The organism is Actinoplanes sp. NPDC089786 (genome assembly GCF_040684855.1).
GTDB lineage: Bacteria > Actinomycetota > Actinomycetes > Mycobacteriales > Micromonosporaceae > Actinoplanes.
Map to the genome: position 1 here is coordinate 381,498 of NZ_JBFBGU010000002.1, position 15,111 is coordinate 396,608.

The 15,111-nt window shown below is 72.3% G+C and carries 14 protein-coding genes; 6 read left to right on the plus strand and 8 right to left on the minus strand.

What is annotated here, in order from left to right; all coding sequences use genetic code 11:
• Positions 1 to 79 precede the first annotated feature (79 nt).
• Both AB0O15_RS12550 and AB0O15_RS12555 read left to right on the plus strand, forming a co-directional pair.
• Entirely contained in the window at positions 80 to 832 is a 753-nt protein-coding gene (locus AB0O15_RS12550; protein WP_364317716.1) for an SDR family oxidoreductase, read from the plus strand.
• Between the two features lie 323 nt (positions 833 to 1,155).
• Positions 1,156 to 2,583, plus strand: a complete 1,428-nt coding sequence (locus AB0O15_RS12555; protein ID WP_364317718.1) for an MFS transporter — start codon at positions 1,156 to 1,158, stop codon at positions 2,581 to 2,583.
• A 9-nt stretch (positions 2,584 to 2,592) separates the two neighbouring features.
• Here the strand turns inward: AB0O15_RS12555 and AB0O15_RS12560 are convergent, their stop codons facing one another.
• Positions 2,593 to 2,883 carry an aldo/keto reductase gene (locus AB0O15_RS12560; RefSeq protein ID WP_364317719.1) on the minus strand — a complete coding sequence of 97 codons (291 nt, stop codon included), beginning with the start codon at positions 2,881 to 2,883 and terminating at the stop codon, positions 2,593 to 2,595.
• Here AB0O15_RS12560 and AB0O15_RS12565 point away from each other — a divergent pair.
• The gene (locus tag AB0O15_RS12565; protein WP_364317721.1) at positions 2,882 to 3,049 is read left to right on the plus strand and encodes a hypothetical protein; all 168 of its coding nucleotides are present in this window, start codon (positions 2,882 to 2,884) and stop codon (positions 3,047 to 3,049) included. The two genes, AB0O15_RS12560 and AB0O15_RS12565, sit on opposite strands and share 2 nt — an antisense overlap.
• A gap of 19 nt (positions 3,050 to 3,068) precedes the next feature.
• Complete coding sequence (locus AB0O15_RS12570; RefSeq protein ID WP_364317722.1) at positions 3,069 to 4,481, plus strand: hypothetical protein; 1,413 nt, start codon at positions 3,069 to 3,071, stop codon at positions 4,479 to 4,481.
• 293 nt (positions 4,482 to 4,774) lie between these two features.
• Here the strand turns inward: AB0O15_RS12570 and AB0O15_RS12575 are convergent, their stop codons facing one another.
• From AB0O15_RS12575 to AB0O15_RS12590, 4 genes are all read right to left on the minus strand, one after another.
• Positions 4,775 to 5,857, minus strand: coding sequence for a glycosyltransferase 87 family protein (locus AB0O15_RS12575; RefSeq protein WP_364317724.1), 1,083 nt, complete (start codon positions 5,855 to 5,857; stop codon positions 4,775 to 4,777).
• Entirely contained in the window at positions 5,854 to 6,834 is a 981-nt protein-coding gene (locus tag AB0O15_RS12580) for a hypothetical protein (RefSeq protein WP_364317726.1), read from the minus strand. The genes AB0O15_RS12575 and AB0O15_RS12580 overlap by 4 nt, the downstream gene beginning before the upstream one ends.
• Positions 6,831 to 7,358 carry an RNA polymerase sigma factor gene (locus tag AB0O15_RS12585; protein ID WP_364317728.1) on the minus strand — a complete coding sequence of 176 codons (528 nt, stop codon included), beginning with the start codon at positions 7,356 to 7,358 and terminating at the stop codon, positions 6,831 to 6,833. Before AB0O15_RS12585 ends, AB0O15_RS12580 begins: the two co-directional genes overlap by 4 nt.
• Positions 7,359 to 7,454: 96 nt before the next feature.
• A complete protein-coding gene (locus tag AB0O15_RS12590) occupies positions 7,455 to 9,008 on the minus strand; it encodes a protein kinase (protein ID WP_364317729.1) in 1,554 nt (517 codons plus the stop codon).
• A 182-nt stretch (positions 9,009 to 9,190) separates the two neighbouring features.
• Here AB0O15_RS12590 and AB0O15_RS12595 point away from each other — a divergent pair, with 182 nt between their 5' ends.
• The gene (locus AB0O15_RS12595) at positions 9,191 to 9,316 is read left to right on the plus strand and encodes a hypothetical protein (protein WP_364317731.1); all 126 of its coding nucleotides are present in this window, start codon (positions 9,191 to 9,193) and stop codon (positions 9,314 to 9,316) included.
• 156 nt (positions 9,317 to 9,472) lie between these two features.
• Here AB0O15_RS12595 and AB0O15_RS12600 read toward each other — a convergent pair whose 3' ends face one another.
• Entirely contained in the window at positions 9,473 to 10,693 is a 1,221-nt protein-coding gene (locus AB0O15_RS12600; RefSeq protein WP_364317732.1) for an MFS transporter, read from the minus strand.
• A gap of 171 nt (positions 10,694 to 10,864) precedes the next feature.
• Here AB0O15_RS12600 and AB0O15_RS12605 point away from each other — a divergent pair, with 171 nt between their 5' ends.
• A complete protein-coding gene (locus tag AB0O15_RS12605) occupies positions 10,865 to 14,092 on the plus strand; it encodes a family 78 glycoside hydrolase catalytic domain (protein ID WP_364317734.1) in 3,228 nt (1,075 codons plus the stop codon).
• Positions 14,093 to 14,220: 128 nt separating this feature from the next.
• Here the strand turns inward: AB0O15_RS12605 and AB0O15_RS12610 are convergent, their stop codons facing one another.
• Together AB0O15_RS12610 and AB0O15_RS12615 are read right to left on the minus strand one after the other, a co-directional pair.
• The gene (locus AB0O15_RS12610; protein WP_364317736.1) at positions 14,221 to 14,865 is read right to left on the minus strand and encodes a M23 family metallopeptidase; all 645 of its coding nucleotides are present in this window, start codon (positions 14,863 to 14,865) and stop codon (positions 14,221 to 14,223) included.
• A 48-nt stretch (positions 14,866 to 14,913) separates the two neighbouring features.
• Entirely contained in the window at positions 14,914 to 15,111 is a 198-nt protein-coding gene (locus AB0O15_RS12615) for a peptidase inhibitor family I36 protein (RefSeq protein ID WP_364317737.1), read from the minus strand.

Here is a 15,111-nt window from a genome sequence, read left to right on the forward strand (position 1 = left end):
TCCCCGTCCTGATCGCCGGATGGGTGGCCCAGAACAAACTGGTCCGTGGTCAGTCCATGGGCGCGGTGAAATAGGCAGCATGGCTACTAGGAACGGGACACCGATGTTCGACTTCACCAACCGCACCATCCTGGTCACCGGCGCCTCCGGCGGCATCGGCGGCGCCACGGTCCGGCTGCTGCTCCAGCACGGCGCCGAGGTCATCGCGGCCGGCACCAGCGAGGAGAACCTGGCGCCGATCGTCGCCGAGACGGGTGTCCGCGGGCTGCCCTTCGACCTGCACTCCGAGGACGCCGTCCGGGACGCCCTGGCCGGCCTGCCACTGTCCGGCGTGGTCAACTGCGCCGGGTTCGGCGGCGAGATCGCCACCCCCCAGGAGACCGACATCAAGGTCTTCGACGAGGTGATCGCGGTCAACACCCGGGGCGCGCTGCTGGTCACGAAGTACGCCGCGCAGAGCATGATCGCCGCCGGCCGGGGCGGGTCGATCGTCAACGTGTCGAGCCAGGCCGCGCTGGTCGCCCTCTACGGCCACGTCTCGTACGCCGCGTCGAAGGCCGCCCTGGACAGCATCACCCGGGTGTCCGCGCTCGAACTGGGCCGCCACAACATCCGGGTCAACAGCGTCAACCCGACCGTGGTCATGACCCCGATGTCGGCCTTCTACTGGGGCCGCGACGAGATCCAGGGCCCGTTCCTCGAGGCGATGCCGCTGGGCCGCTACGCCACCGAGGCGGAGATCGCCGCCCCGATCGTCTTCCTCCTCAGCGACGCCGCCTCCATGATCACCGGCGTCTCGCTGCCGATCGACGGGGGCTACACGGCCCGCTAGGTGTGGGCCACGCCGTCGGCCGTCTCGACACGAGCCGGTTATCGCAGCGGCAGATGCAGGTCGAGGTCGGGGTGAGCGGCCGAACGCACCGACAGATGCAGCTGCCGCGCTTCAGGTGGTGGGCCGGGCTCGGCTCGCCATTCCGGCCGCGTCAGCGGCCGGAGCGCAACCGCTCACGCAGGTGGAGCGGAGCGACCCTCGGCGGGAGCAGCGGTCTGCACCCACCACCCCGCTACGACCGGAACTTGATCTTGATTGTGATATCGCCCTCTTCTGGCTGCGCTCGTTCGGCGTTCGCGCTGGTCCTGGGGTAGGCCAGGTTGGTGACGGACAACAATGTGGGGCTGCGCTCGGAACGTGGGCCGGTGCTGGCCGCGATGATGCTCTGCACCGGCCTGGTCGCGATCGACGCGACGATCATCGCGACCGCGGTGCCGTCGATCGTGAAGGACATCGGCGGCTTCACCGAGTTTCCCTGGCTGTTCTCCATCTACCTGCTGGCCCAGGCCGTGTCGGTGCCGATCTACGGCAAGCTCAACGACCTGTTCGGGCGCAAGCCGGTGATCCTGTGGGGCATCGGGCTGTTCCTGCTCGGCTCGATCCTGTGCGGCGTGGCCTGGAGCATGTGGCCGCTGATCATCTTCCGGGTCGTGCAGGGCCTCGGCGCCGGGGCGATCTTGCCGACCACGATCACCATCATCGGCGACCTCTACTCGGTCCGCGAACGGTCCAAGGTGCAGGGGTACGTCGCCAGCGTCTGGGCGGTGGCGTCGGTGGTCGGGCCGACGCTGGGCGGGGTGTTCGCCGAATGGCTGTCGTGGCGCTGGATCTTCTTCGTCAACATCCCGCTCTGCCTGCTGGCCGGCGCGATGATCGTGCGCGGCTTCCAGGAGCGGGTCGAGCGCCGCCGGCAGGTCGTCGACTACCGCGGCGCCGCCCTGCTCACGGCCGGCCTGGTCCTGGTGATCCTCGGCATCCTCGAAGGCGGCCAGGCCTGGGCGTGGACCTCTCCGATCAGCCTCGGCGTGCTCGGCGTCGGCTCGGCGCTGCTGGTCGTCTTCGGTCTCGTCGAGCGGACCGCCGAGTCGCCGGTGCTGCCGCTCTGGGTGTTCCGCCGCCGGCTCCTGGTGACGAGCGGCCTGATCTCGGTCGGCGTCGGCGCCATCCTGATCGGCCTGAGTTCCTACATCCCGACGTACGCCCAGGACGTGCTGGGCACCGGCCCGCTGGTGGCCGGCCTCGCCCTCGGCGCCCTCACCATCGGCTGGCCGATCACCGCCAGCCAGGCCGGCAAGATCTACCTGCGTGTTGGCTTCCGGGCGACCGCCCTGATCGGCACGGCCGTGGCCACCGTGGGCATCATCCTGTTGCTCCTGCTCGGCGACAATTCGTCGATCCTCCAGGTGGCCGCCTTCTGCCTGGTCATCGGCCTCGGCATGGGCCTGACGGCGGCCCCGACGCTGATCGCCGCCCAGTCGAGCGTGGGCTGGGCCGACCGCGGCGTGGTGACCGCCAACAACATCTTCCTCAGGTCCCTGGGCAGCGCCGTCGGAGCCGCGGTCTTCGGCGCGATGGCCAACGCGGTGATCGGCTCGTCCGCGGTCGACCCGGCCCGCCTGACCGTCGCCGTCCACCGCATCTTCATCGCCATGCTGATCGTGGTGGTGGTGATGATCGCCCTGTCCGCCCTGATCCCCCGCTCGGCCGACGACGTCACCCACGACCAGCCGGCCGAGGCCGTCCCGCGGTGAATCAGTCCGCTACCGGTCGATCCCGGCCATGTTGGCGTCGTCGTGGCGGGCTCCGGCCGCCGGTCGCAGCGCGTCGAGGCGGGCGAGTTGCGCGGCGGTGAGTTCGAGGGCGTCCGCGGCGGTGTTCTCCTCGACCCGGGCCACCCGGCGGGTGCCGGGGATGGGGGCGATGTCGTCGCCACGGGTGAGGATCCAGGCGAGCGCGGTCTGCGCCGGGGTGGCGCCGATCTCGGCGCCGATGGCGGTGACCTCGTCGACGATGGCGAGGTTGCGGCGGAAGTTCTCGCCGGTGAAGGACATGGAACGCCTGCAGAGCCTGGTCAACCGCCCCGACGGCGCCTTGGTCGTGGTCGTGCTGGGCCAGGACCGCTGGCGCTTCACCGCCCACCCCGACGGCCGCCTCGACACCGGAGCCCTCGGCATCACCGTCTACACGAGACTGGAGCCCACCGCCCCGGGCTGCTGAGTGGGTCATACTGAAGATCATGACTCCCCGTCTCCTCGGCAGGGCCGCCCTCCTCGGGGCAGCCCTGCTGGTCGCGTTCCCGGCGACGCCGGCATTCACCCAGCCCGCCCAGCGCGCCACCCCTCCCGCCGAGCGTGCCTTTCCCGCCGAGCGCGGCCCTCTCGCGGGGCGTGTCTTTCCCGCCGAGCGCGGCCCTGTCGCGGAGCGTGCCTTCTTCGCCGAGCGTGGGCCCTCCGTCGAGCGCGACGCTCTCGCTCGGCGCGCCGACCCGAAGTGGTATCAGGTTCGGGAGGAGTGGCAGGGCGAGCACGAGTATCTGTATGAGATCGCCGATCGCTTCCTCGGGGACGGCGACCGGTTCACCGAGATCTTCGCGCTGAACAAGGGCCGGGTTCAGCCGGACGGCATGGCGCTGGAGAACCCGGAGGAGATCGAGGCGGGCTGGATCCTGCTGCTTCCGCCCGATGCCGAGGGCGACGGTGTGCAGACCGGCCCGCTGCCGGTCGCGTCGAGTGCGCCACCGTCCACTGCGCCGCCCGCTCCCGCTGCGGCGACTCCGGGGTCGCCGTCGTCCGACGCCGGAACTCCCGCCTGGGTCATCGCCCTACTCATCGCCGGCGTCCTCATCGTTGGCGCGGCCGTCGCCGTGGTGCTGTTCCGTCGCCGCAAGCCCGCTCCGAAGCCGCCGTCGTTCGACCACCCGACGTCGCCGATGCGCACCCTGCACGCCGCCACCGACTGGATCCTCGACCGCGCCCTGCGTGGGCTGGTCACCTCGGCTCAGGGGACCGGTCGCCCTACGCCCGCGATCCTGGGCGTGACGCTCGACGAGAACCGGATCGTGCTCCGGCTGGCGACCCCGGACACCTCGGCGGTGGCGCCGTGGAAAGCCGGCGGCGACGGCCGCTCCTGGATCGCGTCGCTGAGCGACCTTCAGGCCCAGCCCGCCGCCGGCGACGTCGCCAGCCCCTGCCCGCGGCTGGTCACACTGGGCACCACCGACGGCACCCGCGAGCTGATCGACCTGGGCCGCAGCGGCGGTGTCATCGGTGTCACCGGCGACGCAGAGGCGGCCCGCGAGGTCGTCGCGGCGTGGGCCGAGGAGTTGGTCAGCAGCCCATGGTCCGATCGCGTCCAGGTTGTCACCGGTGACTTGCGGGTGAACATCAAGGGCGAGCAACTGACCGTGCTCGACGGCATCCCCGCCGCCCTGGACACCGCCGCCGCGGCCGCCACCGGCGCGCCGGGCGTGCTGATCCTCGGCACCGCCCCCGAGGGCCGCGACCTGGGCCGGGCGCGCTACTTGGCCGACCACCCCGAGGCCGCGTGGGTGGTGATCGTGCTCGGCGGAACCGGCCAGGACCGCTGGAACTTCACCGCCCACCCGGGCGGCCGCCTCGACACCGGCTCCTTGGGCAGCAGCGTCCACTGACGACCGGCGCCGCCCAGGCCACCATGTCACCGGTGACCAGCAGCCCAACTGACGACCGGCGCAGCGCAGGCCGGACCAGAGGCGCGCCGTCGCGCCGCCCATCCGCTCACTGCTCAAACCCGGGTTCCCGAGCCCACACCGTGTCACCGGTGACCGACAGCGGAAGCCTGACCGGCGCCAGCCCACACCTTGTCACCGGTGACCAAGGCGGAAGCCGACCTGAACCGCGCCAGCCCACACCCTCTCACCGGTGACCAGCGCGAGCCGGACCTGGGCCCGGCCCGCACCCCATGTCACCGGTGACCCACGGTCATCGGCTCCGACGGCGCGCTCTCGGCGACGACGGCTGGGAGGCGGGGCGCGACGGGGAGGCGCCACACCAGGAAGATCGCCATCAGGACGAAGGTCTCGGACGCCCGGTCGCTCCACCAGATCGGGGACAGCACGCTGAGCAGGTAGCACAGCGTCGCCGCCACCACGTCGAGGCGGTCCCGGCTGCGGGCCAGCACGAGCAGGGCCAGCGGCAGGAAGACCAGGTGGTGGGTCCAGGCGACCGGCGTGATCAGGTTGGCGGTCAGGCCGGTGAGGGCCAGGGCGGTCAGCTCCTCCCCGTACGCGTGGGCCTGCGACGCCCGGCGCAACCCGGCAACCAGGGCGACCGCGCAGCACACCAGCCAGGCGCCGGTGGGGGCGGTGTGGCTGCCGGCGAGGCGCGCGAGCAGACCGGCCAGCGACTGGTTGGCCACCGCGTCCGCCTCGCCGACCCGGGCCGTGTGCCACATCAGGTCGCCGAAGTAGCGGAGCGACTCGCGTGGTGCCACCAGAAGACTCGCCGCGGTCAGCGTCGTGACCGTGGCGACCGCCACCCCGGCCGCCCGCCACTGACGCGTGACCAGCAGGTAGACGATGAACAGCCCGGGTGTCAGCTTGATCGCGGTGGCGATCCCGACGCCGACGCCTCGCCAGCGTTTCGGCAGAACCGTCAGGTCGAGCACGACCAGGGCCAGGAGCAGCAGGTTGACCTGGCCCAGGCCGAGGGTCTGGCGGACCGGCTCCATGGCCAGGGCCGCCACGAACACGAGGGGTTTCGACCGCAGGGTGACGGCCAGGGCGAGCAGGCTCGACGCGGTGATCACCCAGCCGGCCACCTTGAGCGGGACCAGGGCGGTGGGCAGGAGCAGGATCGCGGCGAACGGCGGGTACGTGAAGCCGAGCGCGCCGCGCACCGGCGCGTGGTAGCCGTACAGGTCGCCGCCGGCCAGCCACCAGCGGACCGCGCCCTGGTAGATGGCCATGTCGAAGAACCGGTAGTGGCGGTCGAAGACCAGGGCGACGACGATCAGCAGCGCCAGCGTGGCCGCGACGCCGCGCTTCATGGCGTCTGGCTGCGGCGGGTGTCGAGGACGGCGAGGCTGTACTGGACCGTTCCGGGGGCGAGGGTCGCGTTGGCGGGACCGGGGCGGCGTACGACCGCCTGGCTGAAACCGATCTGGTCGGTGCCGGCGAGCAGGTAGATCTGCCAGTCGACGAGGCCGTAGCGAGGCGTCTCGCCGGTGTAGGCGAGGCCGGTCGCGGGACGTCCCGCCGGATCGGTGGCGGCGTCGAGCGTGCGTATCCCGTGCAGGCCGGCCAGGGTCCGGAAGAGCGTGGCCCGGTCGGCGCCACTGAGCGTGTTGGTGAACACGTCGAGCAGGCGGGTGCACTCGCGGAACAGCCAGCCCTCCCGGTCGGCGACCGGCACCTCGGCGGCGTCCGGCAGCGAAGCCACGTCGCCGTCGAACTCGGGGTCGTCGGCCAGGTTGGGCGACACGGTGTCGGGCTGCTTCCCGGGCCCGGGCGACCCGTCGCGGCGCCACGAGGCGGCATCCCGGTCGGTCACCGGCCGTACGCTCGAACCCTCGTCGCCGATGATCAGCCAGCCCTCGCCGGGACGGCCGTCGGCCGGCTGCATGCCGCGGACGTCGTCGACCCGGATGAGGTTGTAGCCGCCCGCGTCGTCGATGTGCATCACCCGCGCCGAGGTGCCCCTGACGTGCAGGAACTGACCCTTGCCACTCGGTTGTCCGGCCCGGTCGGCGGCCCCGGCGAGCACGGCCGGCGGCGCCACGACCGTCGCTCGGGGCGGCGGCGTGGGCGCTCGGCGGGTGATCGTGACGAAGGCGCCGCCGGCGGCGATCAGGACCAGCGCGGCCGCGGCGGGGATGAGCCGATGAGCGCGCCGCCGGCTTTTTCGGGGTACGGGCTGAGCCAGCACCGTACGCAGGCAGAACTGCGCCTGTGACGACCCCGGCGGCAGCGGCGAGGGCACCGGGTTGGCCGCGGCCAGCCGGCGCATGGCGTCGATGTCGTTCATGCCGATCGCACCTTCCTGGCCATCGGGACGTCTTCCACGGGCGAGGAATCAGCAAGGGCCAGCAGCCGGGCCAGCCGTCGCCGGGCCCGGTGCAGCCGCACCTTGAACGCCACCACCGAGCAGCCCAGAACGGTGGCCGCGGCCTGGTTGTCCAGGCCCTCCCAGCCGACCAGCAGCAGGGCCTCCCGGTCGCCCGGCGACAGGCCGTGCAACGCCTGCCGGAGCCCGGTGTCGGTGATGACGGAGAGGGCGTGGTCGGGTTCCGGTTCGAGGCCGTGCCCGGCGATCTTCTCGGCCACCCGGGTCTGCCGCCGGTCGGCCCGCACGGCGTTGGCCAGGCAGTTCCGCGCCACCCGGTAGAGCCAGGGCAGCGGCTCGTCGGGCAGCCGCTCGAAGTGTCGCCACGCGACGGTGAAGGCCTCGGCGACCACGTCGTGGGCCCGGGCCTGGTCCGTCCGTCGTGACACGAAAGCGAGCACCAGCGGATAGTGCTCACGGAACATGGCCGTGAACTGCTCCTCCATAGCGCCCCCTCAAGCATCTTCACCTGGCTTAGGTCCGGCGAAGAGCTTCGGGTTACTACGGCCGTCGATCCGTTATCCGAGCGTGACGGTGGCGCGTCAGCGGACCTCGACGTCCCAGATCGAGAAGCCGTAGGCCCGGAACCGCTTGAGGCAGTAGACCCGCACGTAGCGGGCGGCCTTGCCGTCGGCGGGAACCGTCACGACACCGCCCGTGCCCGAGGTGGTGGAGTAGACCGACGTCCATGCGGTTCCGTCGGTGGAGAGTTCGACGCGGTACGACACGGCGCTCGCGTCTTCCCACCGCACCGTGACATCGGTGACTCGCCAGGTGGCGCCGAGGTCCACCTTCAACCACTCCGGCTCTGCGAAGCCGCTGCTCCACCGGGTGGCCGGGTCGCCGTCGACGGCCATGCCGGCCGACCAGTGATCGCTCTCCACACTGGAGGCGAACGCCGGGCGGTTGAGCGCGAGGTTGCGCCTGGCGGTGTTGACCGACCCCTTCGGCGCCGAAGCGGCGGGTTGGGTGGTGGCGGGGTTTTCCGGCGTGGGTTTGACGCCGCCGGCCGCGGGCGGCGAGAGCTGAGCCGCTGGGGTACGCGAGGACACCGGATCGGTCGACGGCCGGCCCACCGGCGGGGCCACCACCGGAGCCGACGAGGGCGACAGGGCGGGAACGGGGGCGACGGCGGCCGGGACGGCCACGTCCGCATCGGGTTCGGACCGGCCCAGGATCAGCGCGGTCGCGCCGGCGGCCAGCACGAGGACCACCGCGGCCGCCGCCATCACCCGCCGGCCGGCGCCGAGGCGGGGCCGGGCCGGTGACTCGCCCCGCAGCAGGGCGAGCAGCTCGGCGGCGGTCGGCCGGTTCGCCGGGTCCTTGTCGAGCGCGCGCAGCACCGGTTCCCGCAGCTCGTCCGGCACCCCGTCGAGCCGTGGCGGCATGGTCATGATGCGCGCGGCCGTGGCCTGGGGTGAGTCGCCGCGGAACGGCGTGCGCCCGGCCGCCGCGTACCCGACCAGGCAGCCCCAGGCGAAGATGTCGGCCGCCGGCGTGATCGGGATGTCCGGGTCGGCGGAGAAGCGCTCGGGCGCCATGTAGGCGACCGTCCCGACCATCATGTCGGTCCGGGTGTGCTGGCTGGTCAGCTCGAACGGCCGGGCGATGCCGAAGTCGATGACCCGCGGGCTGTCCGCGGCGAGCAGCACGTTGCCCGGTTTGAGGTCGCGATGGATGACGCCCGCGCCGTGGATGCCGGCCAGGGCGGTGGCCACCCCGACGGCCAGCGGGCGCAACGCCTCCGGGGCCAGCGGGCCCTGCCGGGTCACCACCTCGCCGAGACTGGGCCCGTCGACGTACTCGACGACCAGGTACGGCGGGTCATGATCGAGGTCGGCGTCGAGGAACGCCGCGGTGCAACTCGCCGGCACCTGCCGGGCCCGGCCCACCTCGCTGCGGAACCGGCCCCGGACCTCGGGGTCGGCGAGCAGTCCCGGGTGCACCAGCTTGATCGCGACCCGCTCGCCGCCGGGGTTCTCGGCCAGGAAGACGACGCCCATGCCGCCTGCGCCCAGGCGTCCGAGCAGCCGGTACTCACCGAGCCGCTCCGGATCCGACGTGGCCAGAGGATCCACGTGCCGCCCGCCGCTCATCAGAGCCCACTCCCCTGCCCGGTTAAGTTGTGACGACCGGTTATACCGCGCGCCGCGACCGCGACGATGCATCGGGCCCGGAAGTCTGCCCTGGATCACCCTGGGACGAGAGTCCAGCCGGTCACCGTTTGATCACCGAACGGCCACCACCGCCTCGGTTCCGGCCCCTACGGTCGGACGCCATGAGCACGCTGCCCCGCTGGGCCGACCCGGCCGTACCCGACTCCGCGCTGGACCGCCCCGGGCTCAGCCGCCGCGGCGTCCTCCGGACTGCCGGCCTGTTCGGCGCCGCTGGGCAGCCAGGGTGAGGGGCGGCAGCGAGGGTGAGCAGGCAGCCCGGGCGCCCGGCAACCCAGCTCAGCCCATGACCAGCGCGAGCGCCGGCCGCAACGAGGGCGGGCACCGTCGCAGCCCGGCCCGCGCGGATGGGCCGGCGCGGATAGGCCGGCGCCACCGTAAGGCGTCTAGCTGGCTAGCTCGTCCTCGACGAACGCGGGCCTGGCCAGCGTGACCGCCGGGATGGTCGTCACGAGGATGACAGCGAGCAGGAACAGCAGCGGCAGGGTCCACCCGCCGCTCACGTCGTGGAGCAGTCCGACGAGCAGCGGACCGAGCGCGCCGAGCGCGTACGCGACTCCCTGGGCAAAGCCGCTCAGCGCGACCGTGCCGCCCTGGGTCCGGGTGCGAATGTTGATGAGCACCAGGCAGACCGGGAACAGGATCGACCCCGAGCCGATGAGCAGCACCCAGAGCAGGGTGAGGGTCGCGGGCGCGAGGAGCAGCCCGAGGTAGCCGAGCGCGAAGCTGACAACACCGGCGGCGATCAGCCAGCTGACATTACGCAGCCGCGCGACGAGCAGGGGCGCGATGAGTGCGAGGGGCACGCTGATGAGGCCGGTGACGGCGAGCAGCACACCGGCCTCGGTCGGCGTCGAGCCGGCGATGTCGCCGAGGATCTCGGGCAGCCAGGCGAAAGCCGCGTAGGTGCAGATCGTGCTGGTCGAGAACAAGACGGTGATCGACCGGGCCACGCGCGACCGCCACAGTCGCGTGACGAGGGCGGGCGGTGGTGACTCGACGGCGACGGCGGCCGAGAGTCGCCGGCGGCGCTCCCGCGCGATGATGATGAGCCACGGTACGAGCGCGATGACGGTGGTCACCGACCAGATGCCGAGCGCGAACCGCCAGCCGATCCGCTCGGCGACCGGAGCGGCGACCGCCGCGGGCACGGCCGTGCTCAGTCCCACGATGCAGACGTAGACGGCGGTCAGCAGCGCCACCCGGTCGGGGAAGTAGCGCCGCACGATCGGCGGCAGCAGCACATTGCCGATCCCCGTACCGGTGAGCGCGACGACACTGCCGGCGAGCAGCACCGCGAAGCCCGGGGCGAACGCGCGCACGAGATGGCCGAGGGTCATGAGCAGCAGCGCGAGCACGATGCCGCCGTCGAGGCCGAGGCCACGGGCGACGCGCGGCGCGATGAAGCCGGAGGCCGCCAACAGGATCGGCGGCAACGTGCCGAGCACCCCGACGCCGATGTTCGAGATCGGGATGTCCACCCGGATGTCGCCGAGGATCGGCGATATGACCGCGACCGCCTGGCGCAGGGTGAGCGCGACGAGCACGATGCCCAGCAGCGCCGCCGCGCGTCCCGCCCACAGCGGAAGGGGGCGGTGCTCGGACATCCCCTGAGCCTAGTGCTTCAGCCGGGAATCGTGATCATGGTTCGACCGGGGACGGAGAAGGTGTGGGCGAAATCGCGCCGGAGGGCCGGCGGCGTCCGATCTCGACAGACATGTAACCGGCCCGTAACATGGCCCCATTGAATCGTTATAACCCGACAGCTGGAGCACGCCATGCCTGCTCGGTTCGCGCTCGCCCTGATCCTCGCGCTCGCCCCGATGCCGGCCGGCGCCCCAGCAGCCGCAGCCTCGGCGGCCGGCGCCCCAGCGGCCGGGCTCACCGTTCACGACCTGCGGACCGGCAACGTCGCGGCGCCGCTGGGCATCGACGAGCCGCGGCCCGCGCTGAGCTGGCGGCTGCGGTCGGGGCGGAAGGGTGATCGGCAGAGCGCGTACCGCGTGCTCGTCGCCAGCCGGCCCGAGCTGCTGGCCCGGCGGAGCGCCGACGTCTGGGACAGCGGCCGGGTCGCGAGCGCCGACTCGGTGGCCGTCCGGTACGGCGGCCCGGACCTGGTCTCCGCGCGCCGGTACTACTGGACGGTCCAGGCATGGGATGTGAACGGCCGTCCGTCGCCGCCGTCACCGGTGTCATGGTGGGAGACCGGCCTGCTGGACGCGGCGAGCTGGGCCGGCGCCCGGTGGATCACCCCGGACGTCGGCGACGCGCACTCGTGGCGGGACCTCACGCTGAACACCGATGTCACGATCCGGTCGGGGGCGGCGAGCCTGCTGTTCCGGGCCGCGAGCGCCGACACCTACGCGATGTGGCAGATCAACGCCGTGACCCACCCGGGCCGGGTCATGCTGCGGCCGCACGTCCGGCGCCAGGGGGCGTACGCGCTGCTCGGCGAGGTCGACCTGAGCCCGGTCGTGACACCGGAGAACGTCGGCGCGACGCATCACGTGCGGATCCGGGCCGACGGCGGGACGGTCACCACCTGGATCGACGGCGTCCAGGTCGACGTACGCCCGCTGGATCTTCCCGGCCCGGGCACCATCGGCTTCCGGTCGTCGGTCAGCCAGGGTGTGCCCGAGGTCGCCCAGTACGACCACCTGACCGTACGCGACCTCGGCGGACGCACCCTGTTCAGCGACGACTTCACGGCCGACCCGGATCCCCGGTTCCCGGGCGCGCCCGTGGTCGACGGCCGTCTGGAGCCGCGTGGCGACCCGACCCTGCTCGCCTCCGACCCGGACGCCCCGATGCTGCGCAAGGCGTTCGACCTGGACCGGCCGATCGCGAGCGCCCGGGCGTACACCTATGGCCTGGGCTTCGCCGAGCTGCGGCTCAACGGCGGCAAGGTCGGCGACCGCGTGCTGACCCCGGCGAGCACGCCGTACGAGCGGCGGAACCTCTACGACACCTACGACGTCACGTCGCTGCTCCGGCCGGGCGCCAACACCGTCGGGCTGTGGCTGGGCAACGGGTACGGCCCGCGGTTCAGCCCGTACGGGTTCCGATGGCCGGGGCCGAAGCAGGCGATCGCGCTGCTCGCCGTCACGTTCACCGACGGCACCCGGGCCACGGTCGCCTCCGACGACACGTGGCGGTGGTCGGACGGCCCGATCCTGGCCAACGACCTGTACGGCGGCGAGAGCTACGACGCGCGGCTGGCGCAGGACGGCTGGGACCGGCCGGGCTTCGACGACCGCGCCTGGCATCCGGTGCGGACCACGACGGCGCCCAGCCCGGTGCTCGCCGCCGACGACGCTTCCCCGATCCGGGTGGTGGACACCCTCCATGCCACCGGTGTCACCGAGCCCCGTCCCGGTGTGCACGTCCTCGACTTCGGGCAGAACATCGCCGGGTGGCCCCGGTTGCGGGTCACCGGGCCGGCCGGCACGACGGTGCGGATGCGTACGGCCGAAGAACTCGGCCCGGACGGCCGGCTCGACACGGCGACCAATCGCAACGCGGCGTCGGCTGACGCGTACACCCTCGGCGACGCCCCGGGCGAGCAGGTCTGGGAGCCGCGCTTCACCTATCACGGCTTCCGCTACGTCGAGGTCACCGGTTTCCCGGGCGCGCTCGGCCCGGGCAGCGTGACGGCCCGCGTCGTGCACGCCGACGTCGCGCCGACCGGGACGATCGCCACCTCGGACCCGTTGCTGGACCGGATCTGGCGGAACAACCGCTGGGCGATCCTGAACAACTCGATGAGCCTGCCGACCGACACCCCGGTGCGGGACGAGCGAACCCCGCCCGGGATGGACGTGCAGGCCTATCACGCCGCCGCGGTCCGGGAGTTCGGGATGGAACGGTTCTACGCCAAGTACCTGCTCGACCTCCCGCCGGGAACGGCGCTGCCGAACGACGCCGGCAACGCCCAGCTGCCCGACATGGGCGGCGGCTCGGTCTCGCTCGCCTGGTCGCTCTACGAGCAGTACGGTGACCAGGCCCTGCTGGCCCGCTCCTACCCGGCCATGGCGGCGTTCGTCGAGGCCAACGCGGCGGCCCGGCCGGATCTGGTCTGGCCGGACGACCGCGGCTTCGGCGACTGGTGCCCGCCGGTGCGCGGCCCGGACGCGCACGACGGGCAGGGCAGCCCTTCGACCGGCGAGTGCTTCAGCGAGCGGGCGATCGTGAACACCGCCCTGTCCTACCGCCAGGCCGACGACACGGCCAAGGCCGCGGCGGCGCTCGGCCGGACCGCCGACGCGGCGCGTTTCCGGCGGCTGGCCCAGGACATCGCGGACGCCTTCAACGCCCGCTTCCTCGACCCGTCCGGCACCGGGTACGGCAGCGGCCGCCAGGTCACCAGCGTCCTGCCGCTGGCCTTCGGCATGGTGCCCGAGGACCGGGTCGCCGCGGTCGGCGCACGGCTGGCCGACACGGTCCTGACCGCCGATCACGGCCACCTGGACACCGGCATCTTCGGTACCCGGTACCTGATCGAGGCCCTGGCCCGGGCCGGTCGCGCCGACGTCGCCGCGACGGTTCTCGGCACGACGACCTACCCCGGTTTCGGCTACCAGATCTCCCGGGGCGCCACCACGCCGTGGGAGCAGTGGACGTACGAATCGAACATGGAGACCCACGACCACGCCATGTTCGCCGGCGTCAACGCCACGCTCTACACCGTCTTCGCGGGCATCACCCCGGCGTCACCGGGCTACGCGTCGATCGCGGTCGCCCCGCGGGTGCCGCCCGGTCTGGCCCGCCTGTCGGCGTCGATCGACACGGTACGCGGAACGGTGACCTCGGCCTGGACCAACGCCGCCTGCCGCTTCGACCTGACCGTCACCGTCCCGGTCAACGCCACCGCCACGGTCGACGTGCCCACGTTCGGCCACGACGTCACCGCCCCGGCCGGGGCTGAGCCCGCCCCGGGTGTCACCGGTGTCGCGCGCTACGCCGTGGGCTCCGGCACCTGGCGCTTCACCGTCACCCGATGCGACTGAGGCCCGGCCGGAACGTTCTCCGGCCAGGCCGGAGCAGTTCCCGGAGACGTCGGCCGAGGCCGGCGCCGGCGACGCGAGGGTGAGCAGCGGCGCCAGGAGCACGGCGGCGATCAGGCCGAGAAGCGTCTTCATCGGACGTTGTATCCGCGGGCGCTCCAGAACGAGGCCGGGTTGTCGTTCTCCAGGTCCGGGTCGCCGACGCTGACGGCCGCGAGCGGCTTGCGGCCGTCGCGCACCTCGACGTGGGTGTGCGCGGCGCCGCTGGAGCTGACCCCGTGCCAGGCCTCGGTGGCGATCCGGTCCTCGCGGTCGACCCGGTCACCCTCCTGCAGCGACGACGACGGGTTGGTGTGCAGGTAGATCACCGTCTTGTTGACGTCCGAGTTGTAGACGGCGATGGTGGACAGCCCACCGCTGCCGTTCGAGCCGCGGACGATGTTGATGACCTCGCCCCGGACCAGCGCGTAGACCGGCGAGCCGACGCTGCGCGCCATGTCGATGCCCTCGTGGCGGCCCGGCGTGTTCTCGTAGCCGTCGAAGCCACAGGTGATGGAGCCGCCGCTGGCGTCGTACAGACCGTGGGTCAGGTTCTCCTTGCTGTCGCCGTCGTTGGTGTTGAACTTGTGTGAGGCGTTCTCGTTCTTCAGATCCGAGTTGAGGTTGACCTTGCCGCCGGCCTTGATGGTCTGCCGTGCGCCCTTGTAGTCATGGTTGAAGTAGACGGTGACCGGGTCGGAGGTGCGGTTCCAGACCGCCGCCGCGTCGTTCTTCACACACTTGAACTGGCCCGCGCCGTCGCTCTTGAACTCGTAGCAGGACGGCTAGCTCTTGCCGTAGTCCGGGATCGAGCCGGTGAAGTCGGACACCGATCCCTGGTGGTTGCTGTTGAAGTACAGGCAGAACTCGCCCGACTCGCAGACGCCGTTGCGGCCCGCGGCCTGGGCGGCGGTGGGCGTCATGGCGATGATGCTCGCGCCGGTCAACGCGGCCATGGCGATGGGCATGATCTTCTTGTTCAT